The following is a 22896-nucleotide window of genomic DNA, read 5'->3' as shown; positions in this document are numbered from 1 at the left end:
AGAAGACCATGGCATCTTATGACGTCATCATCATCGGCGCTGGCCCCGGCGGCTACGTCTGCGCCATCCGCTGCGCCCAACTGGGCCTCAAGACCGCCGTGGTCGAAGGCCGCGAAACGCTGGGCGGCACCTGCCTCAACGTCGGCTGTATCCCCTCGAAAGCGCTGCTGCACGCCTCGCACATGCTACATGAGGCAGAGCATAATTTCGCCGACATGGGTCTCAAGGGCAAATCCCCGTCCGTCGACTGGGACCAGATGAAGAAATACAAGGACGACGTCATCGGCCAGAACACCGGCGGCATTGAATTCCTGTTCAAAAAGAACAAGATCGCCTGGCTCAAGGGCTGGGGGTCCATCCCGGCTGTCGGCAAGGTGAAAGTCGGCGAAGAGGTCCATGAGGCCAAGAACATCATCGTCGCTTCCGGGTCTGTCCCGACCGCCCTGCCGGGTGTTGAGGTCGACAATGACAAGGGCATCGTGGTGGACTCGACTGGCGCTCTGTCGCTGCCGAAAATCCCGAAGAAAATGGTCGTCATCGGCGCGGGTGTGATCGGGCTGGAACTCGGGTCGGTCTACGCCCGTCTCGGTGCCGAAGTGACCGTGGTGGAATACATGGATTTCATCACCCCCGGCATGGACGGCGAGGTTCAGCGCCAGTTCCAGAAAATCCTTGGCAAGCAAGGCTTCAATTTCATCCTCGGCGCTGCCGTGTCGGGCGTTGAAGCCACGAAAACCAAGGCAAAAGTGAACTACAAGCTGAAGAAAGACGACAGCGAGCACACGCTCGATGCCGACGTCGTTCTCGTCGCCACCGGCCGCAAACCCTTCACCGACGGTCTGGGGCTCGAAGCCCTCGGCGTCGAGTTTACCCCGCGCGGCCAGATCAAGACCGACGCGCATTGGGCCACCAACGTGCCGGGCATCTACGCCATCGGCGACGCCATCGTGGGCCCGATGCTGGCGCACAAGGCCGAAGACGAAGGCATGGCCGTCGCTGAGGTGCTGGCAGGCAAACATGGCCACGTGAACTACGACGTGATCCCCGGCGTGATCTACACCACGCCGGAAGTCGCCTCCGTCGGCAAGACCGAGCAGCGGCTCAAGGAAGAAGGCCGCGCCATCAAGGTCGGCAAATTCTCCTTCATGGGCAACGCCCGCGCCAAAGCCGTGCATCAGGGTGAGGGCTTCGTGAAGCTGATCGTCGATAAAGACACCGACCGCGTGCTCGGTTGTCACATCATCGGCCCGGGCGCCGGCGATCTGATCCACGAGATCTGTGTGGCGATGGAATTCGGAGCCTCGGCGCAGGACATCGCGCTCACCTGCCACGCCCACCCGACCTTCTCCGAAGCGGTGCGCGAGGCGGCTCTGGCCTGTGGTGACGGCGCGATCCACGCCTGATCCCCTTAGACCCTGCAAAGGAAAAGGCGCTCCGACGAGCGCCTTTTTTATTTAGCCCTTCGCGGCCTCTTCCAGTCGCTTGGCATGTTCTCGGCGCAACTCCTTGCGCAGTTCCGCCGCTCGCCAGCGCTGCTTGTCCACCTCGGTTTCCGGTGTGAACTGCGGCACCGCCACGGTCTTGCCACTGTCGTCCACCGCCACCATGGTAAAGTAACAGGAATTCGTGTGCCGCACCTCACGGCTGCGAATGTTCTCCGCTTCGACCCGAATGCCGATCTCCATCGACGTGCGTCCGACATAATTCACCGTCGCGCGAAAATGCACCAACTCGCCCACATGAATCGGCTGTTTGAACATCACCTGATCGACCGACAGCGTCACCGCATATTGTCCCGAATAGCGCGAGGCACAAGAAAAGGCGACGAGATCGAGCAGCCGTAATAACGCGCCGCCATGCACCTTACCGGAAAAATTCGCCAAATCCGGCGTCATCATTTCAGTCATTTCCAGATAGCGCGCCATGGCTGTCCCCTCGCCTGTTCCACTTGGCACAGAACACTCTGCGCCGCAGAAAAGGTCAAGCATCCGTCAGAAAAGCGAGAAGGGGCACCATCTCTGGTGTCCCCTTCTCTCCGGTCCTTCATCGGGGGGGGGGTGACTGGGACCGGATTCCAGAGCGGGGCATCTTATTCCCCACTCTCCGCATGTCAGCTCTCCGGGACCATCACAAACAGGCAGCACCTTTGCCGGCGACTGAACACTCCAGTCTCCGTTCAAACAGCCTGCCTTCCTCTGTGCGACCCGGGCATAAACAACCTCTTTTCATGCGTCTTGATGTGTTGAACGAAAGACGCGTAAAATTCCGTCGCAGTTTTGGGATAATTTTTCGTTTTTTTCGGCGCGCCAAGGCCCGGTCTCAGACCGCCAGCATCCGCAGCCCCTGGGTCACGTCCGAGCGCACCGCAAGGCGTAACCCCGGCTCATCCCCCGCCCGGAGCGCCGCCACGATCAGACGGTGATTATGTGGCACTTCCGTGCGGTTCAGCCGCGCATAAAGCGCCCGCATGGTCGGCCCAAGTTGCAGCCAGACGGTCTCCGTCAACGCCAGCATGGCAGGCGCCTGCGCCCGCAGGTAGAGCGTGCGGTGAAATTCGAGATTGGTGCGAATATAGCCCACGTCATCGTGTTTCGCGACCGCCTCGGCAATCGTGCTGTTGATCGCCTGTAATCGGTCGATCAGCGCAATATGCGCCCGTGGCAGGGCCCGTGAGGCCAGTTCCGGTTCGATCAGCGCCCGGATCGCGGCCAGTTCTTCGATCCGCTCGTTCGAAAGCTCCGGCGTCGTCACGCGTCCCGAGGCCGAGAGGTTCAACCCGCCATCCGCCACCAGCCGCCGCACCGCCTCGCGCGCGGGCGTCATGGAAACGTCGAACATCTTGCCGATACCACGCAGCGTAAGTGCCTCTCCGGGGCGAAATTCGCCATGCATGATACGGGTACGCAGCGCCCGGTATACACGATCATGCGCAGCGGTGGAATGGTCGGTCGGGCGGGGAGACGGATGGATCATGGGCGCAATGTGATCACAAACACAGGCAAGGTCAATCCGTCTCGAAGCGCCAACCATGCAGGCGCTCGCCTTCGGTGCGCAACCAGTTTCGGTGCACCTTATGGCCGGGACACAGCCGCGCCACATGCGCCCAGAACCGCTCCGAATGATTCATTTCCAGCCGGTGCGCCATCTCATGCGCCGCAACGTAATCGAGCACCTCGGGCGGCGCCATGACCAAGCGCCAGGAATACATGAGATTGCCCGCAGAGGTGCAGGACCCCCAGCGCGAACGCGGATCGCGCAGCATGATCCGCCCATAACCGACACCAAGCGCGCCAGCATAGCGATCAGAGGCCTCACGCAGCCGCATCTGCGCCTCCAACTTGAGGAAGGCCCGCACACGCGCCACCACGCTCTCCGGCCCGCCCGGCACCTGTAACGCCCCTTCCCTGAGCTGCGCGCGCCGCCCCTGCCCCGGCACGATCTCCACCTCCTGACCGAGAAACGGCAGGCGCGCGCCAAACACCGGCACCTGATCCGGGCTGCGCCCTGCAAGGTGCTTGCGGATCCAGTCCTGCTTTTCCTGCACAAAGGCGATCGCTTCTGCCTCCGGCAAACGCTGCGGCATCGAAAGCGTCACACGTCCATCGAGCCGCGACACGCGCAAAGACAGTCGCCGCGCCCGCGCAGAGCGGCGCAGCGTCACGGAAACGGGCGGTTCCCCCTGCAATCGGATTTCGCGCATTTTGGCCCTTTCACCCCGGTTTTTCTTCCCATACCCTGCGTCCACCGTACAGACCATCGTCTTTACGGTTTTTTGAGGGAAAAGCCTTTGACACCTCTGTCGCGATATGGCATGGCCCGCAAAATCTCCGCAATGGATCAGTGATTAACGAAAGGGATTCATCATGCCCAAAGAGGAATGGGGTATCAAACGCGTCTGCCCCACCACCGGCAAACGGTTCTATGACCTGAACCGCGACCCGATCGTGTCCCCCTACACCGGCGAAATCGTGACCTTCGATGCAAACAACAAATCGCGCGTCGCGATTTCCGAGAAACCACGACCGACGAACGAGGACGATCTCGATACCGATGACGATCTGCTGATCGACGACGATGCCGATATGGATCTCGACGACGATCTGCTCGACGATGACGACGACGACGACAACGTGTCGCTCGACGACATCACGGATGTCGCGGCAAACGACGACGAGTAATTCGTCCAAAAGGACGGGCTGAAAATTTCGCAGGATTTTTTCGGGCCCGTCATTTTTTCGCTTGCAACCCCAGGCGAGACAAAATAGGAAGCGCGGGCGGACGGGAGACCCCCCCGCAGAACGCAGGACCGGCGTTACAACGGTCAATTCGGGGCCTTAGCTCAGCTGGGAGAGCGCTTGCATGGCATGCAAGAGGTCAGGGGTTCGATCCCCCTAGGCTCCACCAAATTTCCTTTGGAAATCACATCTTATCTTGTCCATTCAAGACAATGATTTGCCATTCCTAGGCTGTAAGAAAACAGCGGCTCACAAAGCTCTCCACAAAGCCTTTGCGCCATATTCTGTGCGATGTGCTTGGGCCTTTTGCTCAGCAACAGCAAATGCACACGTCCAAAGACGGTGAGTGGAACGAACAATGCTCCCTCAGGCAAGCACTCCCGACGAATTTGTTTTACTGCGCCCCCCACGTGGGGCGCGACAGGGCCGCTCTGCTGCGGTGATCTCGCAGTTCCTCGTTACTCTTGAGCCGTTTGCGCCGCCCAGTGCATAGGCCCGCCTCTCCAGCGCGGGAAGCCGTAGCCATGGATTTCGACGAGATCAATGTCACTGGCAGACCCCGAAATACCCTCGGCCAGAATACGCTGTCCTTCATCGGCCATGACACCCACGAGATGGGCAGATATGGCTTCCGAAGGCATGTCTCTCGGCGCGGCACATGAAACGGCCAGCAGGGCTGTGACAGCCGCAGAGGGCGTGGGTCGACGCTCTCCAGGCGCGTAATCATACCAACCGCCGCCCGTCTTTTGCCCCTTGCGCCCCGCACGCACCAACACATCGCCAAGGGTTTCCGGTACGTCCCGGCCCGAAGCCCGTGCGCCTTCACGCTGCAAAAAGGCGATATCGAGGCCCCCAAGATCCTGTGCCTCGAAAGGCCCCATGCGAAAGCCGAAATCGCGCATCGCAGTGTCAATCGCCTGAATGCTCACCCCCTCGCGCACCAAAGCCTCGGCTTCGCTCCGATAGCGTTTGAGGATTCGATTGCCGATGAACCCTTCACAAATCCCTGATTGCACGGGCACCTTACCGAGCCTTTTACCAAGAGCGAAAGCCGTGGCGAGCACCTCCGGCGCGGTTTCTGGAACGGGAACGATTTCAAGGAGCTTCATGATCTGCGCGGGGCTGAAGAAATGCAGGCCGATGAACCGCTCAGGATGACTCAGCCCCTCGGCAATATCGCGCGGGTCCAGATAGGACGTGTTGGTCGCCAGCACGGTGTCCTGACGACAGTGCCGATCCAGCTCGGCAAACACGGCACGTTTGACCCCGATTTCTTCAAACACCGCTTCGATAACCAGATCGCAATCGCCGAGCGCGGCATAATCGGTGGCACCTGTGATACCCACCATCAGTTCTGCGCGCTGTGCCTCGCTCATCTTGCCCCGTTTGACGGCCCCTGCAAATGTCGCGTCCACATTGGACAGTCCACGCGCAAGGGCCTCCTGGTCCCGTTCAACCAGCACAACGGGCAAGCCCGCCGAGCGACAGGCAGAGGCAATCCCTGCCCCCATCGTGCCGCCACCGACCACGCCAATGCGAGACAGGCTGCGCGGAGCCACGTGTTTCAACGCCTCAGGGCGCACCGCACGGCGTTCAGCGAAAAACACCGCGCGCAGGGCTTTCGCCTCCTCCGAAGCGCGCAAGGCAAGGAACCCCTCACGCTCATGTGCCATCGCCTCTTCGAAAGAATGCTCTGACGCAAATCTCAGCGACTCGAGCGCGCGAAGGGGCGCGTGATGTCCAGCCTTGGACGCGGTTTGGATCGCCGCCTGCCAATAACTTTCGTCACGAGCATTCATCTCACGTTGCGAGACCGGCAAAGGCAAAGGTGCAGACAAGGCCTCCCGCGCGAAAGCCACCGCCCCCGCAACGAGATCGCCTTCGATCACCGCATCAATCAAACCCACCTCTTTGGCCCTGTGGGCTTTGATCGGCATGCCCGTTGTGACCATCTCCACCGCCATATCAAGTCCCGCCAGACGCGGTGTGCGGACGGTGCCCGACGCACCGGGCATCACCCCCAACGTGACCTCCGGCAAGCCGACACGGGCTTCAGCATCCGAGACCCGGAAGCGACAGCCCATGGCAATTTCGAAACCACCGCCCAAAGCCGCACCGTGGATGGCCGCAATCCATGGCTTTTGCGCCTGTTCAAGACATTGCACCACATCCGGCAGATGAGGCGGAACAGGCTCTTGCCCGAATTCGCGCACATCGGCCCCGGAGATGAAGGTGCGGCCCGCACAACACAGAACCACGGCGCGCACGGTGTCATCGGCATCGCATTGTGCGACCATTGCCACGAGGCTCTGGCGCACGTCTGCGGAAATCGCGTTGACGGGCGGGTTATCAAGAGTGAGAACGGCGATCTCGCCATCCATGCGGCAGGTCAGTAGCGACATGAGTATTTCCTGAAATTGATCAGAGACCCAGATAGGCCTCACGAATGCGCGGATCGGCAATCAGGTCGCCCGAGACGCCTGACATCGTGATCCGCCCGGTTTCCATGACATAGCCACGATCCGCGATGCGCAGGGCGCCAAACGCATTCTGTTCGACCAGAAGCACGGTCACATCGCGTTTACGCAACAAGGTTACGACATCGAAAATCTGAGCCACCAGAAGCGGGGCCAACCCCATCGACGGTTCATCGAGCAACAGGCAATGCGGTCGCCCCATCAGGGCCCGCGCGATGGCCAGCATCTGTTGCTGTCCCCCCGAAAGCCCCCCCGCCGCGAGGTTGCGTTTCTCCCGCAGGATCGGGAACATTTCGAACGCATCCTCCATATCCCGTTCAACCCGGTCGTCGGTGAACAGAAATGCCCCCAGACGCAGGTTTTCCTCGACCGACAGATTGGTGAAAATCTGTCGCCCTTCCGGCGATTGGGACAGACCGCGTTTGAGCCGTTTGAACGCCGGCACCGTGGTCAGCCGATCACCACGGAAATGGACCTCCCCCGCCGTAACCGGCTGGGTGCCGGACAGGCATTTCAGCAGCGTCGTCTTCCCTGCACCATTGGCGCCGACAACCGTCACGATCTCGCCCGATTTGACCTCCAGATCGAGCCCGTGCAACACTTCGATACGGCCATACGCCGAGCGCAACCCCTCAACCGTCAGCATGCGCAGTCTCCTCTTCGCTCCCGAGATAGGCCGCGATCACATCGGGATTTCTCGACACCTCGGTCGGCGTGCCCTCGGCAATTTTCTCGCCGTGATCGAGCACGACAATGTGGTTGGAAATACGCATCACCATCTTCATGTCATGTTCGACCAGAAGGATGGCAATCCCCGAGGCGGCCAGTTCCGCGATCAGCGCGTCGATCTCTTCGGTTTCGACCGCATTACATCCGGCAGCAGGCTCATCGAGCAACAGAACCTTTGGCGACATGGCCAGGGCCCGCGCGATTTCGAGCCGTTTCAAAGCGCCATAGGACAGGTTACCGGCCTCCTCTTCGGCGGCTTTCTCAAGACGCACGCGGGTGAGCAGCTCATAGGCCCCGTTACGCACTTCGCCCGCCCGTTTCCGGGCCGAAGGCCATGACAGAAGATCCGCCCAGATCGGGCCCCTTTCGGTCAGATGAAACCCCGCAATGACGTTTTCGAGCACCGTCATCTCCTGAAAAATCTGAAGGTTCTGAAAGGTCCGTGTCAGCCCCTGTCGCGCCAGCAGGTAGGGGGCGCGTGCGGTGATGTCCTGCCCCTCAAGAAAGACTTGACCGACACCCGGCATATAGACCCCGGAGATCATGTTGAAGAGCGTCGTCTTGCCCGCACCGTTCGGGCCGATGACGGAAACGATCTCTCCCGGCTTGACGGCAAAGCTGACATCATTGACGGCCCGCAAGCCACCAAAGGAAATCCCCAGCCCCTTCACTTCGAGAATGCTCATCACTCACCCCTCCCTCTGAGTTTCGCGACAATCGACGGCAAAAGCCCGCGTGGCAGGAATATCATCACCAGCACCATGATGAGACCGAGCACGAGCTGTTCGTATTCGGCAAACACCGTCAGCACTTGTGGCAAAAGCGTGAGGATCGCGGCGCCGAGCGTCGCCCCGAGAACGGAACCGACACCGCCGAGAACCGCCATGGTCACCATCTCGACCGAATGCATGAAACCGGCGACCTCTGGCGTAATGAACCCATTCTGGAGCGCCAGCAGAGACCCTGCGACGGAAGCATAGACGGCAGAGATCACAAAGGCCTGCAATTTGATCCGCGGCACGTCGATACCGACCGTCTGCGCCGCCACTTCGGAGCCATGCAGCGCGCGCATCGCCCGCCCGGTCGCGCTTTGATACAGGTTGAGCGCGATCCAGATGCCGATCAAAAGGACGACAGCATTCAGCCCATACCAGAACTCACCGCCCGAAATGCGCCAGCCCATGTCCCGCAGCAGGCTTCTCAGCCCGAGATCGGGCACCGACATACCGTCCGGTCCACCGGTCAACGCCCGTTCATTCGACAAAACCATTGAAACGAGAATACCGAACCCCAGCGTTGCCACCCCGAGATAATAGCCTTTGAGTCGCAAAATCGGGCGCCCGATCAGCAGGGCGAGCGCGGCAGAAATCAACGCACCCAGAAGGATGGCCACGGCCGGGTGCAATCCCAGATGCGTCGGCGCCAGAGCGCACGCATAGGCTCCGATCCCGGCAAAGCCCGCATGACCAAGGCTGATCTGCCCGGCATACCCGACCAGGATCACCAGCCCCACAACGGAAAGCGCGTTCACAAAGACCAGTGCCCCGACACGGTAGTAATACCCCGAGGGAAAGAAGAACGGCAGCACCAGCATGATGGCCGCAATGATCGAAATCTGAATCCATTTGCGTCGACAAGTCATGGTTCAGACCCTTTCCGTCTTCTTTTCGCCGAAAATGCCCTGTGGCATGACGAAGAGAACCGCAAGGATGACGATAAAGGCGACCGCTTCCTTGTATTGCGATGAGATATAGCCTGCCGTCAGCGCCTCGAAGAGACCGAGTAAAAGCCCCCCCGCCAGCGCCCCTTTCGGATTGCCCATCCCGCCCAACATGGCAGCCGCGAAGCCCTTGAGCGCGAGCGCGACACCGATGTCATAGCCCACCAGAGTGATCGGCGTGACCAGCACACCGGCCAGCGCGCCGATGGCGGCGGAAAGGGCAAAGGACAGGGTCATCATGAAGCCGGTATTGATGCCCACGAGCTGGGCCGCGAGACGATTATTCGCGGTTGCAAGAACCGCTTTTCCTGTCAGCGTCCGGGTGAAGAACAGATAAAGCCCGACAAAGACCAAAAGCGCGCCCCCGATCACCCAGAGACTTTGCGGCAGGATCGTCGCGCCCAGCATATGGATCGGCTCATCTCCGGAAAAGGACGGTAACCGGTGCAATTGTTTGTCGAACACGATCTGGGCGGCACCGCGAATGAAGATCGAAGCGCCGATGGTGATGATGATAAGGGAGACGACAGGTGCGCCCCGCGCGGGTTCAATGGCCAGCTTGTTCAGCGCGACGCCAACAGCCGAGGTGACAAAGATCGCGATCAGCGCCGCAAGCGGCAGCGGCAGGCCCGCCTCGAAGGTGAAGACAGTGATCATCCCTCCCAACATGACGAATTCGCCTTGGGCGAAGTTCACCACGTCGGAAGCGTTGTAAATGATCGTGAACCCAAGCGCGACAAGGGCGTAGACTGCCCCGACCGTCAGACCTGAAAAGATAAATTGCATCAAGGCGTCCATAGACGTCTCCAAAAGCAGGGTTTCCGGGAAAGGGCCGAAGGTGCAGCTTCGGCCCGTAAGTCTGCCGTGGCGGTGCTCAGTCGATTGAGGTCCAGGCCCCATCACGGATTTCGAGCATCCGGAAGGCGCTCAGATTGAGGCCAAGGTGATCGTCGGCACTAAAACTGTAGATCCCCGTGGTGCCGACCAGATCCCTGGTCTCTTCGAGCGCATCGCGGATCTCGTCCGGATCATCGCTTCCGGCACGGGCGATGGCATCGACCATCAGGCGGAAAGCGTCATGCGCATAGCCGCCAAAGGTCGACACAGCCTCACCGTATTTGGCCTCATATGCCGTCTTGTAGGCCATCACAACCGGCTTTTGCGCATCGCCGTCTTCGAGAATATCGGCGATCAGAAGCGCCGTGCCGGGCAAGCGCACCCCTTCGGCCGCCTCTACCCCGGTCAGTTCGATGAAACCGTCGGACGCGACGCCATGGCTCTGGTAAAGTGGCAGATCGAGACCGATCTGCGCATAGTTGCGCGTCACAATCGCGGGGCCCTGACCGAAGCCCGGATTGAGCACGGCCTGAACGCCTTCGGTCGCCTTGATCTTGGTCAGTTGCGGGGTCATGTCCGCATCTTGCGGCGCATATGTTTCGGCCACGAGAATTTCGATGCCGTGATCCCCGGCCACATCTTTACACTGCGCTTCCATGGACGCACCGAAACCGTCGGTGCCCGCAATCATGCCGATCTTGCTGATCCCTCTGGTTTGCATGTCGGTGAAGATCTTTTCACAGGCCATCCGGTCCGTGTGCGGCGTTTTGAAAACATAGTCACGCACCGGGTCGATGATCTGGATCGCTCCGGCCAGAGAAATGAAAGGAATGCCTTCATCCTCGGCCACGCTGAGAACGGACATGGTCGTGCCGGTGGTCGTGCCGCCGATGATTGCCACAACCTCGTCATCCTCCACCAGACGTGTCGCAAAGGTGCGTGCCTTGTTCGGATCGCCGCCGTCGTCATAGAGCGTCAACACAATCTCTTCGCCGTTGATCCCGCCTGCGGCGTTCACTTCTTCGACCAGCATTTCCAGCGTTTTCGCCTCTGGGTCGCCGAGGAAAGCCGCCCCGCCGGACGCCGAAAGGCTCGCTCCAAGCCTGATTTCGGCCCCTGCGCCGGTTGCCAGTCCAAGAGCCATCAAAGTGGTCAGTGCAGTTGTCAGTTTCATGGATAATCCTCCCTGATTTATCCTGTTGATAAAGGTCCGTTGTCCGCCCGCCTCTCCTCAGGCGGTCTTGGGCCAGCGGATCATGACGCGCCGAAACCGCGACGCGACAAAGGCTGTGTCGGTCAGGCTGGCGTTGCCTGCCGGGTTTGCCCCGGTGACATGGAAATCGGAAAACGCCGCAGACTGATTGACAAAGATGTTGCCGGTCAGGTTGACCGAAAGATTCACCCCGGCCCGGGCGAAGGCCCGTGCTGCCCGCTCGATCAACGTCTGGTCCGTTGCATAGAGCGCCGCTGTGATCGCCCCCTTGTCACGAGCTATGTCCGACGCTGCGACGATGGCCGCCTCCGCATCTGTGCAGGGGATCGCAAAGGCGACCGGGCCAAAGCACTCCTCGCGATGCGCCACACCCTCGGGATCGGTCACGACGATCAGGGGCGTGGCCGAACGTCCGATGCCAGTTTCCCCGCTGTCGCGCACCACGCGTCCGCTTTCGCGCGCCCTTGAGACCCGCTCCAGAGTGGCCGGATTGACGATGGCGCCACAGACGCCCGCCGCTTGTTTTTCATCGGACAGAAGCGCATCGACGGCTTCGGCAATCCCCTCGATCACGGCATCGAAACTCTTATGCCCTTCATCGGTTTCGATACCGGCCTTCGGGACATAGATATTTTGCGGCGATGTGCACATCTGACCGGAATAGAGCGACAAAGAAAAGGCGAGGTTCGCGCACATGCCCTTGAAATTGTCGGTGCCCGTGATGGTCACCGAATTGACGCCCGTTTCCTCGGTGAAGACCTGCGCACCATGGGCGTTGGCGCGGATCCAGTTGCCGAAGACGGAAGAGCCCGTGTAGTCGATCAATGCCACCTCGGGGGCCTGAACCAGCGCCTTGGTGATTGGAGCTTCAGGCACGTCGGCAGCGAGCAGAACCGCGTCTTGCGGCAGGCCGGCTTCCGCAAAGACCTCCCGCAACACACGCACGGTCAGCGCCAGCGGAAGGATCGCCATCGGGTGCGGCTTGACGATCACGGTATTGCCGGTCGCGAGGCTCGCGAACAGTCCCGGATAGCTGTTCCAGGTTGGGAATGTGTTACAGCCGATGACCAGCGCAACCCCGCGGGGCACGATTTCCCAACGCTTCTCCAGCACGATCGGCGCGTGTTTGCCTTGCGGTTTCTCCCAGACGGCCTGCTGCGCTGTGCCGGTCATCTCGGCATAGGCTGCGGCCAAGGCTTCCAGCCCGCGGTCCTGTGCATGTGGTCCGCCCGCCTGAAAAGCCATGGCGAATGCCTGCCCCGTGGTGTGCATCGTCGCATTGCCGATGAGAAAACTCATCCCGTTGAGCCGCACCAAAGCCTCAATGAGCGCGCCGATGCGCGCTTCGACCCCGACCTCAGCCCAGCTTTGCGCCGCTGATTCGGACGCGGCGATCAAAGTTTCGACTGACGCGGCGGGATAGCTCACGCCCAACGCGCCACCCCAGGGAGATTGCTCAGCCCCCAAACGCACCTCCTGCGGATGCCCGGGCAGATCGAAGTCATACCCCAGCAGAGAATCATAGGCGTTTTTCCCGTCTTCACGGGCCGTTTCGCCATAGAATTTGCCAGAAGGAACCTCCGGGAACGGCGTCCAGAAACTGCGCGTCTTCGATGCTTCTACGGCACGCTCAAGCAGCGCCCGATGGCGCGCAAACAAGGTCATGGTGTCTCCTCCCGTTTTGTGATTCCTATCATTGACCGACCAGTCGGTTTATGCAACAGTTATGTTCGGAAGCGCCCTTGGAGGGGGTGCAGGGAGATCATCATGACCCAGAACGAGACCGTGCTTGCGCGGCTTGAGGCGGGGGTATTGCACCTTACGCTCAACCGGCCGGACAAGCTGAATTCTTTCAATGAAGACATGCACCGCGCCTTGCGCAAGCAGGTCGAGCGCGCCCATGAGGACGACGCCGTGCGGACAGTTTTGCTGACCGGGGCGGGGCGGGGCTTTTGCGCGGGTCAGGACCTCGGCGACCGCGATCCACGCAAGGGCGGCGCCAAACCCGATCTCGGCCACACGCTCGACACGTTTTACAATCCAACGCTGCGACTGATCCGGACACTGGAAAAACCCGTGGTCTGCGCCGTAAACGGCGTGGCCGCTGGGGCCGGGGCCAATATCGCCTTTGCCTGTGACATCGTACTGGCGGCCAAATCGGCAAAATTCATTCAGGCATTTTCCAAGATCGGGTTGATCCCCGACGCAGGCGGAAGCTGGTCGCTCGCCCGTATTCTGGGCGAGCCACGCGCGAAGGCTCTCACACTTCTGGCCGAGCCGCTAAAGGCCGAACAGGCCGCAGACTGGGGGCTGATCTGGAAAGCCGTCGAAGATGAGGCGTTGATGCCGGAGACCATCAAGATTGCCGAACGGCTGGCCGCAGGACCGACTGTCGGGCTTGGCCTGACCAAGCGGCTCATTCAGGCTGCGGCGGAACAACCGCTCGACGCACATCTCGACATGGAGCGCGACTGCCAGCGCAGCGCAGGCCTGACCGACGATTACGCGGAAGGCGTCACGGCCTTTCTCGAAAAGCGTCCTCCCGTGTTTCAGGGGAAATGACATGACAGACATTTCCCGAATGTCCCCGCAGGAACTGGCCGAGGCCTGTGCCGCACTCATGTGGAACGACGACAGCGCCTCGCAACGGCTTGGCATGAAACTCCTGCATATTGCGCCGGGGGAGGCAACGCTGGAGATGACCATCACCGATCAGATGACAAACGGTCACGGCAATGCCCATGGTGGATACATGTTCACGCTCGCAGACAGCGCTTTCGCTTTTGCCTGCAACACCTACAATCAGATGACTGTCGCGCAACATTGTTCCGTGACCTACATCGCTCCGGGAGCCTTGGGGGATGTTCTCATCGCGACAGCGCGCGAAGTGTCGCGGAGCGGACGCTCAGGCATCTATGATGTCACCGTGATGCGACAAGACGGCCAACGCATTGCAGAATTCCGCGGCCATTCCCGCACCATAAATCGCACATTCTTGCCCATGGATAAGGAAACGGCGTGAGGAGCGCCACAGGGAGGACCCATGACCGACATGACACCGCACCACGACATTCTCGATCCTATTGAAATCGCCAGCCGCGACGAAATTTCCGCCTTGCAGGAAAAGCGCCTCGCCTGGTCTTTGCGACACGCATACGAGAATTCGCCATTCTTCAGGAAACGCTTCGACGAACACGGGGCGCACCCGGACGATTTCAGAACCCTTGCGGATCTGGCCAAATTTCCATTCACGACCAAACAGGATCTGCGGGACACCTACCCTTTCGGGATGTTCGCCACACCGCGCGAAAAACTTGTCCGTATTCACGGATCTTCAGGGACGACCGGCAAACCGACCGTGGTGGGGTATACGGCCAATGACATCTCGACCTGGGCCGATCTCATTGCCCGTTCGATCCGTGCTGCGGGCGGGCGTTCCGGTGACATTCTGCACAATGCCTATGGCTACGGGCTGTTCACCGGCGGGCTTGGCGCACATTACGGCGCGGAGCGTCTCGGCTGTACCGTGGTGCCGATCTCCGGCGGCATGACGGAGCGCCAGGTGACCTTGATGCAGGATTTCAAACCCGACATCATCATGGTCACCCCATCCTACATGCTGTCGATTTTGGATGAATTCCGCCGTCAGGGTCTCGATCCGCGCGAAAGCTCCCTCAAAGTCGGGATTTTCGGCGCTGAACCCTGGACCAATGCCATGCGTCAGGAGATCGAGGAAGCGTTCAACATGCATGCCGTAGACATCTACGGCCTTTCCGAAGTCATGGGACCGGGCGTGGCACAGGAATGCGTCGAAACCAAGGACGGTCTGCATGTCTGGGAAGATCATTTCTATCCCGAAATCATCGACCCGGTGACCGAAGAGGTATTGCCGGACGGTGAGATGGGTGAATTGGTGTTCACCACCCTCACCAAGGAAGGCCTCCCGATGGTGCGCTATCGGACCCGCGATCTGACCCGCATCCTGCCGGGCACCGCGCGCAGCATGCGCCGCATCGAAAAGATTACCGGGCGTTCGGACGATATGATCATTCTGCGCGGCGTTAATGTCTTCCCGACCCAGATCGAGGAGCAGATCCTGAAATGCGCAGGGCTCACCGCGCATTTCCAGCTCGAACTGGTACGGGCAGGCCGGATGGATGCGATGATCGTCCATGCCGAAGCGACTCCGGACTGCGCCGATGCGGATGCGCGCGCCGCCACGGCCAAAGAATTGGCTCACCACATCAAATCCGTTGTCGGCATTTCGACCAAGATCGAGATTCATGACCCGGAACAGGTTGCCCGCTCCGAGGGCAAAGCCAAACGTGTCGTGGATAACCGCCCAAAATAAGGTCACAATCTGCTGCCTGTGGCCAACGGGCGAGATTTTATTCGCCGACCGTCTGGTCAATGAACCCGCAGGTCGCTAAGAGGGGCCCAATCCGGGCCCCTTTTCAACAAACCGGGAGTTTCTCGTGCCATGGCCAGAACCCGCGCAGACGATTTCGAAGAAAAACAACATCACATTCTGCTGACCGCCGCGCATGTTTTCGCGACACAGGGCATGGAGAAAGCCTCCATGTCACAGATCGCCTCGGAAGCCGGCGTCTCCAAATCCCTGCTTTATCACTATTACCCGTCTAAAGACGCGCTGATTTTCGAGATTATCCGCAGCCACTTACAGGAACTCGACGCAGAGTTGACCGAGGCTCGCGATCCGTCTCTGGACGATGAGGCGCAATTGGAAAAGCTCGTGGGGGTGGTGCTCAACGCCTATCGCGGTGCCGACGATCAACACAAGGTCCAGCTCAATGCAGGCCCTGCCCTGTCGGAGGCGCAAAAGGCAGAGATCACGGCGCTGGAACGCAAGATCGTAAAGCATTTTTCCAATACGCTGCGTGACATTCATCCGGAGCTGACAAATGACGACCGCCCCTTGCTGATGCCGGTGACGATGTCGCTGTTCGGGATGATGAACTGGGTTTACATGTGGTTTAAGGAAGGTGGGCCGATCTCACGCGAGGACTATGCGAAAATGGCCACTACCCTGATCCTCGAAGGGGTCAAAGCGGTTCGCTGACCCCGCTTCAACTTCATGACGACGCGGCAAATCTGCGACGTTCCAGAATGAGAGGATCGTATCTCGGCGCTTCCGCCCGACGCCGGTCGGGTTCAGGTGCATTGAGCGGAGATGCAGGCTTGATCTTGTCGCGTGCCTCAAGGGCCAATTGGCGATAGACGCCGGTACCTTGCCGTTTCCACGCAATCTCTTCTTCACTGAGCGGCCTGACCACTTTCGCAGGCGAGCCCAAGACAAGATGACCGGGCGGCACCTGCATCCCGGCTTTGACAAAGGTCATCGCCCCCAGGATCGTGTTTTCCCCGATCACCGCCTCGTCCATCACCACGGCATTCATCCCGACCATGGCATTGCGCCCGATCGAGCAGCCATGCAAAATCGCACCATGTCCGACATGCCCCTCTTCGTCGATCAGGACGTCTTTGCCGGGAAAGGCGTGCGCGACACAGGTCTCCTGCACATTCGACCCCGGACGCATCTCGATCCGTCCGAAATCCCCACGCAGCACGGCACCGGGACCGACATAACACCCGGCCCCGACAATCACATCACCGATAAGAGTTGCGGCCGGGTGGACGAAAGCCGTTTCATCCACCACGGGCACAATCCCGTCATATGAAAAAATGCCGTTCATTCGGACGCAGGCCAGGTTTTCGCGACCATGGTCAGCACATCATATTGTGCGACCACCTCGCCTTTCTGATTGGTGACCTGACAATCCCAACGCACCTCACCATGCCCGGCATTCTCACGCGGGTTGATCTCTTTGCAGGTGAGCCGCACACGCAGGCTGTCACCGAAATAAACCGGCGTAAGAAACCGCAGATTGTCCACCCCGTAATTGGCAAGCACAGGCCCCGGATTCGGCTCCACGAACAGCCCGGCGGCGAAAGACGCGATGAGATAACCATGCGCCACGCGATCCTCGAAGAACGGGTTCGCCTTCGCCGCATCGCTGTCCATATGAGCATAGAACGTATCGCCGGTAAATTCCGCGAAATGTTCCACATCCGCCTCGGTCACTTCGCGGACCGCGCTCACGAACTGATCGCCGATCTGCAACTCGGCGAGCGATTTGCGAAACGGGTGAATGTCCTGGCGCACCGGAGCGCCTTCGACCCATTGACCTGTCACGGCGGAAAGCATCTCCGGCGTGCCCTGAATGGCGGTACGTTGCATGAAATGCTTGACGCCTCGCATGCCGCCCATTTCTTCGCCGCCACCTGCACGTCCCGGCCCGCCATGCACCAGCGGCGCCAGAGGCGAGCCGTGCCCGGTGGAGCTTTTCGCAGAACCACGATTGCCGATCAGCACCCGACCGTGATAGGCGGCCAGCCCGGTCACGATCTCCTGCGCCACAGCCGTGTCATTGGTGAACAGCGAAGAGACGAGAGAGCCTTTGCCTTTGCGGGCAAGCGCCACGGCCTCTTCCGCATCCTCGTAGGCCATGATGGTTGCCACGGGACCGAAGGCTTCCACCGAATGCACGATGTCCGCCGACATCGGACGGGCGGCACGCAGGAGCACCGGAGACATGAAAGCACCTTTGTCGGGATCGCCGGATACCAGTGTCACCGCATCGGGATTTCCCGCGACGATCTCCGCATCCTGACGCAGCATGGCGATCTTTTCACGCACGCTGTCACGATCACCGCAGGACACCAGCGCGCCCATACGGGTCGCATCGTCTTCGGGCAGACCGATCGCAGTTTTTGCCAGACGCACGGAGAGCGCCTCGATCACCGCCTCCTCATGGGCTTTCGCAACCATCACCCGCCGGATCGCGGTGCATTTCTGTCCGGCTTTGACGGTCATCTCGCGCGCGATCTCTTTCACGAAAAGATCGAATTCCACGCTGCCCGGCCCGGCATCAGGCCCAAGGATCGAAGCGTTGAGACTGTCCGCCTCCATGGTGAACCGCACGGAATTGGCCAGAATGGCGGGGGACGCCTTGAGCATCTGCCCGGTCGCGGCGGAGCCGGTGAAGGTCACCACATCCTGCTCGCTCACATGAGAGAGGAGATCCCCCGCGGAACCAGTCACGATCTGCAACGCACCCTCGGGCAACAGTCCGCTCTCCAGCATCCGCCGCACCACCAGCTCGGTGAGATAAGCGGTCTGTGTCGCCGGTTTAACGAGACAGGGCATGCCAGCAATCAACGAAGGCGCGATTTTTTCCAGCATCCCCCAGACCGGGAAGTTGAACGCATTGATATGGACAGCCACACCCTGCATCGGTGTCAGAATATGCTGCGCGACGAAAGAGCCGTCCCGCGACAGCGTCTCCACCGGCCCTTCGCTCAGTACCCGGGAGTTCGGCAACTCGCGGCGAGCTTTCGAGGCAAAGGTCAGCATCGTTCCGATACCACCGTCGATATCGACCCAGCCGTCCTTGCGTGTTGCGCCCGTGGCAAAGTTTTCCTGATAGAACTCTTCCTTGATTTCCATCAGTTTCATCCCGACGGATTTGAGCATCAGGGCGCGTTCATGGATTGTCATCCTGCGCAGATTGCGCCCCCCGACCTCACGGCCCCATTCGAGAGCTGCCTTGAAATCAAGCCCCTCCGTGCCGACCAGCGCATGCACCTCTCCGGTCGCAGCATTCAGCACAGGACGACCTTCGCCCTGTCCCTTCCGCCACGCACCCGCAACAAAACTCTCCAGACGGCGCGGTGTCGTCCCCATATCCTTCATCGGATGTCCTTTTCTTTCGTCTGTTTCGCGTGAAGGCGGGGGCCGAGGCCCCCGCGTGCGGTCATTCGTCGTAGCTCAAAACCACCTTGTCGGAGATCGGGATACACTGGCACGACAAGACGTAGCCTGCGCGCACCTCGTAATCCTCAAGTGCGTGGTTCACCTCCATCTCAACCTCGCCTTCGAGCACCTTCGCCTTGCAGGTCGAACATACGCCCGCCTTACAGGAATAGGGCGCATCCATGGCATTCTGGAGCGCGGCATCGAGGATCGGCGTACCATCCTTTGGCATCGCAAAGCTCCGCGTGGTACCATCGAGCGTGACGGAAACCTCGCAGGTGCCCGCCGCCTCGGCGCTTTCTCTGGAAACCGCGCGCTGCTTCGCCCGTCCCGGTTGCGAAGAGGCAAAGAGTTCGAACCTGATCTGATCGTAGCTCAACCCGTGTTGACGCAGGCTATCGGCAATGGTCAACATCATCGGCTCGGGACCACAGATGAAAGCCGCGTCCACCGTCTCCGCGTCGATCCACAGACGGAACAATTGCTCCATCTTCTGCGCGTCGATCCGACCAGTGAAAAGATCAATATCCTGAGTTTCCGTTTCGAGAATATGCAACACCGAGAAACGCCCGAGATAGGTGTTCTTCAGATCTTCCAGTTCTTCCCTGAACATGATCGAGCCGGTCTGGCGGTTGGCATAGACCAACGTAAACGTGCTTTGGGGTTCACGCGCGAGCACCGTCTTGATGATCGACAGAACCGGCGTGATACCGGAGCCGCCCGCAAACCCGAGATAGGTTTTCGCCGCATCCGGCTCGATGGGGGTAAAAAACCTGCCCATCGGCACCATCGCATCCAGCGTGTCGCCGATTTTCAGATCTTCATTGGCCCAGCTCGAAAAAGCCCCTCCTTCGACCCGTTTGATGCCGACCCGCAGGATACCCTCGTCCTTACCGGCACAAATCGAATAGGAGCGACGCAGTTCTTCGCCCTCGAAATCACGCCGAAAGGTCAGGTATTGCCCTTGGGTAAACTCGAAGGACGGCATGTCCTCGGGACGCGGCTTGAGCGTAACCACAACCGCGTCGCGGGTGTCGTGGCGGATGTCGGTGACTTCCAGCGGGTGAAAACGTGCCATGTCGATGCCCCTCCTCCCGGGCCTCAGATGCATTTGAAATAGTCGAACGGTTCCAGACAGTCCTTGCAACGCCAGGAGGCCTTGCAGGGTGTTGAGCCAAACTGGCTGATCCGCTCCGTATTGGCCGAACCGCAACGCGGACAGGCCACAGACAGATTGCTCTTACCCGACAGGCGCGCGGCCTTGGCCGCCATGCCCCCGTCGGATGCGGTCCCGTCGATCGGCGGCGCAATGCCGAAAGCCGACAGTTTTTCCCGTGCCGCCTCGCTGACCCAATCGGTCGTCCAGGGCGGTGAAAGGCGGCGTTCGAGACGCAGGTCTTCCACCCCCTTTTCACGCAGTTTGGCCTCAATCATCATGTCGATCACGGACGTTGCCGGACACCCCGAATAGGTCGGTGTCACGGCAACAACCAAGGTGCCGCCCTCGTAGCGCGCATCCCGGATAATGCCGAGTTCTGTCACGGAGACCACAGGGATTTCCGGGTCCGGCACCTCGGAGAGCCAGTCCCAGATTTCCGCAATTTCCGGCAGCGAAGCGGTCGTCATTGCGCGCTCCTACCAGCTCGCACCCGGATAGGCGCGTTGCAAGAACTGCATTTCAGCCAGAATGAACCCGAGATGTTCCGTGTGACGCCCCTGTTTGCCACCCAAATGGCTGTAGCCATCTTCCGGCATGTCCAACGTCGCTTCTTCGAAAATCTCGCTGACGGTACGTTCCCAAGTCTCGCGCAGCGTCTCGGACGCGGGCACAATCCCGGCCTTGACCAGTTCGGCCTCGATCGCATCGCTTTTGAACATCTCCCCCGTATAGGGCCAGAGCAGATCGACCGCTGCCTGCATGCGGGCATGGCTTTCCCCGGAACCATCGCCCAGACGCACCACAAGATCGGAGGCGCGTTCTAGATGATAGGTCACCTCCTTGATCGCCTTGGCTGCGATTTCCGCCACACGCGGGCTTTGCGAATGCGCGATGAGCCAGCTCAGACAGGCATGATGCCAGGCATCGAACAAGAATTCGCGCATCAGCGTCACGCCCATGTCGCCATTCGGCAGTTCGACCAAAAGCAGATTCCGAAACTGTGCCGCATCGCGCAGATAGGCGAGCTGATCGGCATCACGGCCACGGCCTTCAACCTCACCGGCAAGCCCCAGCCACAACTGCGTATGACCGATCAGATCGAGCGCGGTGTTGGCCAGCGCGATATCCTCTTCGAGGACCGGCCCGTGACCGCACCATTCAGATGTGCGGTGCCCCAGAACAAGGGCATTGTCCCCCATGCGACACAGCCAGTCAAAGAACGCGGGTTTCAACGCGGCATCCGTCACGAACCGATCCGAAACCGGACTTGCCATGGCGGCCTTGTCACGCACCTCGCGTTCGGCGGAACTCAGATCGACAACCGCGGACATCACATCTTCCCCACTTCTTCGGGAATGTCGAAAAAGGTCGGATGCCGATAGGTTTTGCTCTCGGCGGGATCGAACAGCGGTCCCTTCTCAGATGGGCTGGATGCCGTGATCTGTACCGAAGGCACGACCCAGATCGACACGCCTTCCTTACGGCGTGTATAGACATCACGGGCATGGTTGATCGCCATTTCCGCGTCCGGCGCGTGCAGACTGCCTACGTGTCGATGGTTCAGCCCGTGCTGACCTCGGATGAAAATTTCCCAGAGCGGCCATTCTTTCTTCGACATGGCTTGGTCCTCCCTAACCTTGCGGTATCACTTTCGATATTCAGATTGCCCGGATGACACGGGGCCGTTTCATTCCGCGGCGACAATCGCAGCCCGACGCGCGGCAGCTTTTTCGGCATAGGCACTGAGCCCGTCGCGGAACCACGCCCCGTCTGTCCAGGCCTTGACCCGCGCTCCCAGACGCTCGCGGTTGCACGGACCGTTGCCCTTGATCACCTCGAAAAACTCGGACCAGTCCGGTTCGGAAAAGTCGTAGCCCTGTTTTTCTTCGTTCCAGACGAGATTCTCATCGGGAATTGTCAGACCCAGATATTCGGCCTGCGGCACGGTTTCGTTGACGAATTTCTGACGCAGCTCGTCATTGGTGTTGATCTTGATCTTCCAAGCCATGGATTGTGCCGAGTGAACGGAATCCTTGTCCGACGGGCCGAACATCATGAGCGCCGGAAACCAGAACCGGTTGAGCGCGTCCTGCGCCATTTCCTTTTGTTCCGGCGTACCGAATGCCATTTTCATCATGACCGCGTAACCCTGACGCTGATGGAAGCTCTCTTCCTTGCAGATGCGGATCATCGCCCGGCTGTAGGGACCGTAAGACGTGCGCTGCAACGGCACCTGGTTCATGATCGCAGCGCCATCCACAAGCCAGCCAACCGCGCCCATATCGGCCCAGTTCAGTGTCGGATAGTTGAAAATGGAGCTGTATTTCATCTCGCCCGAGTGCAGTTTTTCCAACAACTCGTCACGCGACACACCCAACGTTTCAGCGGCGGAATAAAGATAGAGCCCATGCCCCGCCTCGTCCTGAACCTTGGCGAGAAGGATCGCCTTGCGCTCCAGCGTCGGGGCACGGGTGATCCAGTTGCCTTCCGGCAATTGCCCGACAATCTCGGAATGCGCGTGCTGACCGATCTGCCGGATCAGTGTCTTGCGATAGCCTTCGGGCATCCACTCCTTCGGTTCGATTTTTTCGCCGCGATCCACGCGTTCCTGAAACGCGATCTCTTCCTGAGACATCTCTTCACGGGATTTCATCCCTTCGGATTTGATCAACTGTGCATACATGGCCGACCT

23 protein-coding genes and 1 tRNA gene are annotated in these 22896 nt (G+C 60.0%); 7 read left to right on the top strand and 17 right to left on the bottom strand.

The window, feature by feature from the left end:
• The first annotated feature begins 8 nt into the window (after window positions 1-8).
• Window positions 9-1403, top strand: coding sequence for a dihydrolipoyl dehydrogenase (gene lpdA / locus C8N42_RS12635; protein WP_107816935.1), 1395 nt, complete (start codon window positions 9-11; stop codon window positions 1401-1403).
• A 51-nt stretch (window positions 1404-1454) separates the two neighbouring features.
• Here the strand turns inward: lpdA and C8N42_RS12630 are convergent, their stop codons facing one another.
• The 3 genes from C8N42_RS12630 to C8N42_RS12620 form a co-directional block, all read right to left on the bottom strand.
• Complete coding sequence (locus C8N42_RS12630) at window positions 1455-1925, bottom strand: acyl-CoA thioesterase (protein WP_107816934.1); 471 nt, start codon at window positions 1923-1925, stop codon at window positions 1455-1457.
• A gap of 394 nt (window positions 1926-2319) precedes the next feature.
• Window positions 2320-2973 (bottom strand): GntR family transcriptional regulator, encoded by a 654-nt coding sequence (locus C8N42_RS12625; RefSeq protein ID WP_107817029.1) that lies wholly within the window; start codon window positions 2971-2973, stop codon window positions 2320-2322.
• A 31-nt stretch (window positions 2974-3004) separates the two neighbouring features.
• Window positions 3005-3700, bottom strand: coding sequence for a M48 family metallopeptidase (locus tag C8N42_RS12620; protein WP_107816933.1), 696 nt, complete (start codon window positions 3698-3700; stop codon window positions 3005-3007).
• A gap of 163 nt (window positions 3701-3863) precedes the next feature.
• Here C8N42_RS12620 and C8N42_RS12615 point away from each other — a divergent pair, with 163 nt between their 5' ends.
• Window positions 3864-4178, top strand: coding sequence for a TIGR02300 family protein (locus tag C8N42_RS12615; protein WP_107816932.1), 315 nt, complete (start codon window positions 3864-3866; stop codon window positions 4176-4178).
• 150 nt (window positions 4179-4328) lie between these two features.
• Window positions 4329-4404 (top strand) — tRNA-Ala (locus C8N42_RS12610).
• A gap of 289 nt (window positions 4405-4693) precedes the next feature.
• On the opposite strand, the gene C8N42_RS12605 is transcribed toward C8N42_RS12610, so the two are convergent.
• From C8N42_RS12605 to paaN, 7 genes are all read right to left on the bottom strand, one after another.
• A complete protein-coding gene (locus C8N42_RS12605) occupies window positions 4694-6637 on the bottom strand; it encodes a 3-hydroxyacyl-CoA dehydrogenase NAD-binding domain-containing protein (RefSeq protein WP_107816931.1) in 1944 nt (647 codons plus the stop codon).
• Between the two features lie 19 nt (window positions 6638-6656).
• Entirely contained in the window at window positions 6657-7358 is a 702-nt protein-coding gene (locus C8N42_RS12600; RefSeq protein ID WP_107816930.1) for an ABC transporter ATP-binding protein, read from the bottom strand.
• Window positions 7345-8127, bottom strand: coding sequence for an ABC transporter ATP-binding protein (locus C8N42_RS12595; RefSeq protein ID WP_107816929.1), 783 nt, complete (start codon window positions 8125-8127; stop codon window positions 7345-7347). The genes C8N42_RS12600 and C8N42_RS12595 overlap by 14 nt, the downstream gene beginning before the upstream one ends.
• Window positions 8127-9083 carry a branched-chain amino acid ABC transporter permease gene (locus tag C8N42_RS12590; protein WP_107816928.1) on the bottom strand — a complete coding sequence of 319 codons (957 nt, stop codon included), beginning with the start codon at window positions 9081-9083 and terminating at the stop codon, window positions 8127-8129. The genes C8N42_RS12595 and C8N42_RS12590 overlap by 1 nt, the downstream gene beginning before the upstream one ends.
• Before the next feature lie 3 nt (window positions 9084-9086).
• Window positions 9087-9959, bottom strand: a complete 873-nt coding sequence (locus C8N42_RS12585) for a branched-chain amino acid ABC transporter permease (RefSeq protein WP_107816927.1) — start codon at window positions 9957-9959, stop codon at window positions 9087-9089.
• A gap of 76 nt (window positions 9960-10035) precedes the next feature.
• Window positions 10036-11172, bottom strand: a complete 1137-nt coding sequence (locus tag C8N42_RS12580; RefSeq protein ID WP_107816926.1) for an ABC transporter substrate-binding protein — start codon at window positions 11170-11172, stop codon at window positions 10036-10038.
• Between the two features lie 57 nt (window positions 11173-11229).
• Window positions 11230-12876 carry a phenylacetic acid degradation protein PaaN gene (gene paaN / locus C8N42_RS12575; protein WP_107816925.1) on the bottom strand — a complete coding sequence of 549 codons (1647 nt, stop codon included), beginning with the start codon at window positions 12874-12876 and terminating at the stop codon, window positions 11230-11232.
• 102 nt (window positions 12877-12978) lie between these two features.
• On the opposite strand from paaN, the gene paaG reads away from it, so the two are divergent.
• The 4 genes from paaG to C8N42_RS12555 all read left to right on the top strand — a co-directional run bounded on the left by paaG (window position 12979) and on the right by C8N42_RS12555 (window position 16291).
• The gene (paaG, locus tag C8N42_RS12570; RefSeq protein ID WP_107816924.1) at window positions 12979-13773 is read left to right on the top strand and encodes a 2-(1,2-epoxy-1,2-dihydrophenyl)acetyl-CoA isomerase PaaG; all 795 of its coding nucleotides are present in this window, start codon (window positions 12979-12981) and stop codon (window positions 13771-13773) included.
• A 19-nt stretch (window positions 13774-13792) separates the two neighbouring features.
• Complete coding sequence (gene paaI, locus C8N42_RS12565; RefSeq protein WP_107817028.1) at window positions 13793-14233, top strand: hydroxyphenylacetyl-CoA thioesterase PaaI; 441 nt, start codon at window positions 13793-13795, stop codon at window positions 14231-14233.
• A gap of 21 nt (window positions 14234-14254) precedes the next feature.
• Window positions 14255-15562: a phenylacetate--CoA ligase PaaK gene (gene paaK / locus C8N42_RS12560; protein ID WP_107816923.1), complete on the top strand. Its 1308-nt coding sequence runs from the start codon at window positions 14255-14257 to the stop codon at window positions 15560-15562.
• Window positions 15563-15691: 129 nt separating this feature from the next.
• Window positions 15692-16291: a TetR/AcrR family transcriptional regulator gene (locus tag C8N42_RS12555; RefSeq protein ID WP_107816922.1), complete on the top strand. Its 600-nt coding sequence runs from the start codon at window positions 15692-15694 to the stop codon at window positions 16289-16291.
• 13 nt (window positions 16292-16304) lie between these two features.
• Here C8N42_RS12555 and C8N42_RS12550 read toward each other — a convergent pair whose 3' ends face one another.
• From C8N42_RS12550 to paaA, 7 genes are all read right to left on the bottom strand, one after another.
• A complete protein-coding gene (locus C8N42_RS12550) occupies window positions 16305-16889 on the bottom strand; it encodes an acyltransferase (protein WP_245890105.1) in 585 nt (194 codons plus the stop codon).
• 32 nt (window positions 16890-16921) lie between these two features.
• Entirely contained in the window at window positions 16922-18985 is a 2064-nt protein-coding gene (paaZ, locus tag C8N42_RS12545) for a phenylacetic acid degradation bifunctional protein PaaZ (RefSeq protein WP_211309188.1), read from the bottom strand.
• 61 nt (window positions 18986-19046) lie between these two features.
• The gene (gene paaE, locus C8N42_RS12540) at window positions 19047-20123 is read right to left on the bottom strand and encodes a 1,2-phenylacetyl-CoA epoxidase subunit PaaE (protein WP_107816920.1); all 1077 of its coding nucleotides are present in this window, start codon (window positions 20121-20123) and stop codon (window positions 19047-19049) included.
• 23 nt (window positions 20124-20146) lie between these two features.
• A complete protein-coding gene (paaD, locus tag C8N42_RS12535; RefSeq protein ID WP_107816919.1) occupies window positions 20147-20671 on the bottom strand; it encodes a 1,2-phenylacetyl-CoA epoxidase subunit PaaD in 525 nt (174 codons plus the stop codon).
• 9 nt (window positions 20672-20680) lie between these two features.
• Window positions 20681-21478, bottom strand: coding sequence for a 1,2-phenylacetyl-CoA epoxidase subunit PaaC (gene paaC / locus C8N42_RS12530; protein ID WP_245890120.1), 798 nt, complete (start codon window positions 21476-21478; stop codon window positions 20681-20683).
• A gap of 56 nt (window positions 21479-21534) precedes the next feature.
• Window positions 21535-21822, bottom strand: coding sequence for a 1,2-phenylacetyl-CoA epoxidase subunit PaaB (gene paaB, locus C8N42_RS12525; protein WP_107816917.1), 288 nt, complete (start codon window positions 21820-21822; stop codon window positions 21535-21537).
• Window positions 21823-21891: 69 nt separating this feature from the next.
• Window positions 21892-22887, bottom strand: coding sequence for a 1,2-phenylacetyl-CoA epoxidase subunit PaaA (gene paaA, locus C8N42_RS12520; RefSeq protein WP_107816916.1), 996 nt, complete (start codon window positions 22885-22887; stop codon window positions 21892-21894).
• Window positions 22888-22896: the final 9 nt, after the last annotated feature.

It is taken from the genome of Celeribacter persicus (assembly GCF_003050785.1).
In the GTDB taxonomy this organism is placed as follows: Bacteria; Pseudomonadota; Alphaproteobacteria; order Rhodobacterales; family Rhodobacteraceae; genus Celeribacter; species Celeribacter persicus.
This window is presented reverse-complemented; position numbering and strand designations above follow the sequence as displayed.

What these genes read in the sequence shown, in the direction of transcription:
- C8N42_RS12590 (WP_107816928.1), bottom strand. Translation starts at nt 9,083, where the DNA reads ATGACTTGTCGACGCAAATGGATTCAGATTTCGATCATTGCGGCCATC.
- C8N42_RS12605 (WP_107816931.1), bottom strand. Translation starts at nt 6,637, where the DNA reads ATGTCGCTACTGACCTGCCGCATGGATGGCGAGATCGCCGTTCTCACT.
- paaK (WP_107816923.1), top strand. Translation starts at nt 14,255, where the DNA reads ATGACCGACATGACACCGCACCACGACATTCTCGATCCTATTGAAATC.
- C8N42_RS12555 (WP_107816922.1), top strand. Translation starts at nt 15,692, where the DNA reads ATGGCCAGAACCCGCGCAGACGATTTCGAAGAAAAACAACATCACATT.
- paaZ (WP_211309188.1), bottom strand. Translation starts at nt 18,985, where the DNA reads ATGAAGGATATGGGGACGACACCGCGCCGTCTGGAGAGTTTTGTTGCG.
- C8N42_RS12600 (WP_107816930.1), bottom strand. Translation starts at nt 7,358, where the DNA reads ATGCTGACGGTTGAGGGGTTGCGCTCGGCGTATGGCCGTATCGAAGTG.
- paaB (WP_107816917.1), bottom strand. Translation starts at nt 21,822, where the DNA reads ATGTCGAAGAAAGAATGGCCGCTCTGGGAAATTTTCATCCGAGGTCAG.
- lpdA (WP_107816935.1), top strand. Translation starts at nt 9, where the DNA reads ATGGCATCTTATGACGTCATCATCATCGGCGCTGGCCCCGGCGGCTAC.
- C8N42_RS12630 (WP_107816934.1), bottom strand. Translation starts at nt 1,925, where the DNA reads ATGGCGCGCTATCTGGAAATGACTGAAATGATGACGCCGGATTTGGCG.
- paaD (WP_107816919.1), bottom strand. Translation starts at nt 20,671, where the DNA reads ATGACGACCGCTTCGCTGCCGGAAATTGCGGAAATCTGGGACTGGCTC.
- paaN (WP_107816925.1), bottom strand. Translation starts at nt 12,876, where the DNA reads ATGACCTTGTTTGCGCGCCATCGGGCGCTGCTTGAGCGTGCCGTAGAA.
- paaA (WP_107816916.1), bottom strand. Translation starts at nt 22,887, where the DNA reads ATGTATGCACAGTTGATCAAATCCGAAGGGATGAAATCCCGTGAAGAG.
- C8N42_RS12625 (WP_107817029.1), bottom strand. Translation starts at nt 2,973, where the DNA reads ATGATCCATCCGTCTCCCCGCCCGACCGACCATTCCACCGCTGCGCAT.
- paaG (WP_107816924.1), top strand. Translation starts at nt 12,979, where the DNA reads ATGACCCAGAACGAGACCGTGCTTGCGCGGCTTGAGGCGGGGGTATTG.
- C8N42_RS12615 (WP_107816932.1), top strand. Translation starts at nt 3,864, where the DNA reads ATGCCCAAAGAGGAATGGGGTATCAAACGCGTCTGCCCCACCACCGGC.
- C8N42_RS12585 (WP_107816927.1), bottom strand. Translation starts at nt 9,959, where the DNA reads ATGGACGCCTTGATGCAATTTATCTTTTCAGGTCTGACGGTCGGGGCA.
- C8N42_RS12580 (WP_107816926.1), bottom strand. Translation starts at nt 11,172, where the DNA reads ATGAAACTGACAACTGCACTGACCACTTTGATGGCTCTTGGACTGGCA.
- paaE (WP_107816920.1), bottom strand. Translation starts at nt 20,123, where the DNA reads ATGGCACGTTTTCACCCGCTGGAAGTCACCGACATCCGCCACGACACC.
- paaI (WP_107817028.1), top strand. Translation starts at nt 13,793, where the DNA reads ATGTCCCCGCAGGAACTGGCCGAGGCCTGTGCCGCACTCATGTGGAAC.
- C8N42_RS12595 (WP_107816929.1), bottom strand. Translation starts at nt 8,127, where the DNA reads ATGAGCATTCTCGAAGTGAAGGGGCTGGGGATTTCCTTTGGTGGCTTG.
- C8N42_RS12620 (WP_107816933.1), bottom strand. Translation starts at nt 3,700, where the DNA reads ATGCGCGAAATCCGATTGCAGGGGGAACCGCCCGTTTCCGTGACGCTG.
- paaC (WP_245890120.1), bottom strand. Translation starts at nt 21,478, where the DNA reads ATGGCAAGTCCGGTTTCGGATCGGTTCGTGACGGATGCCGCGTTGAAA.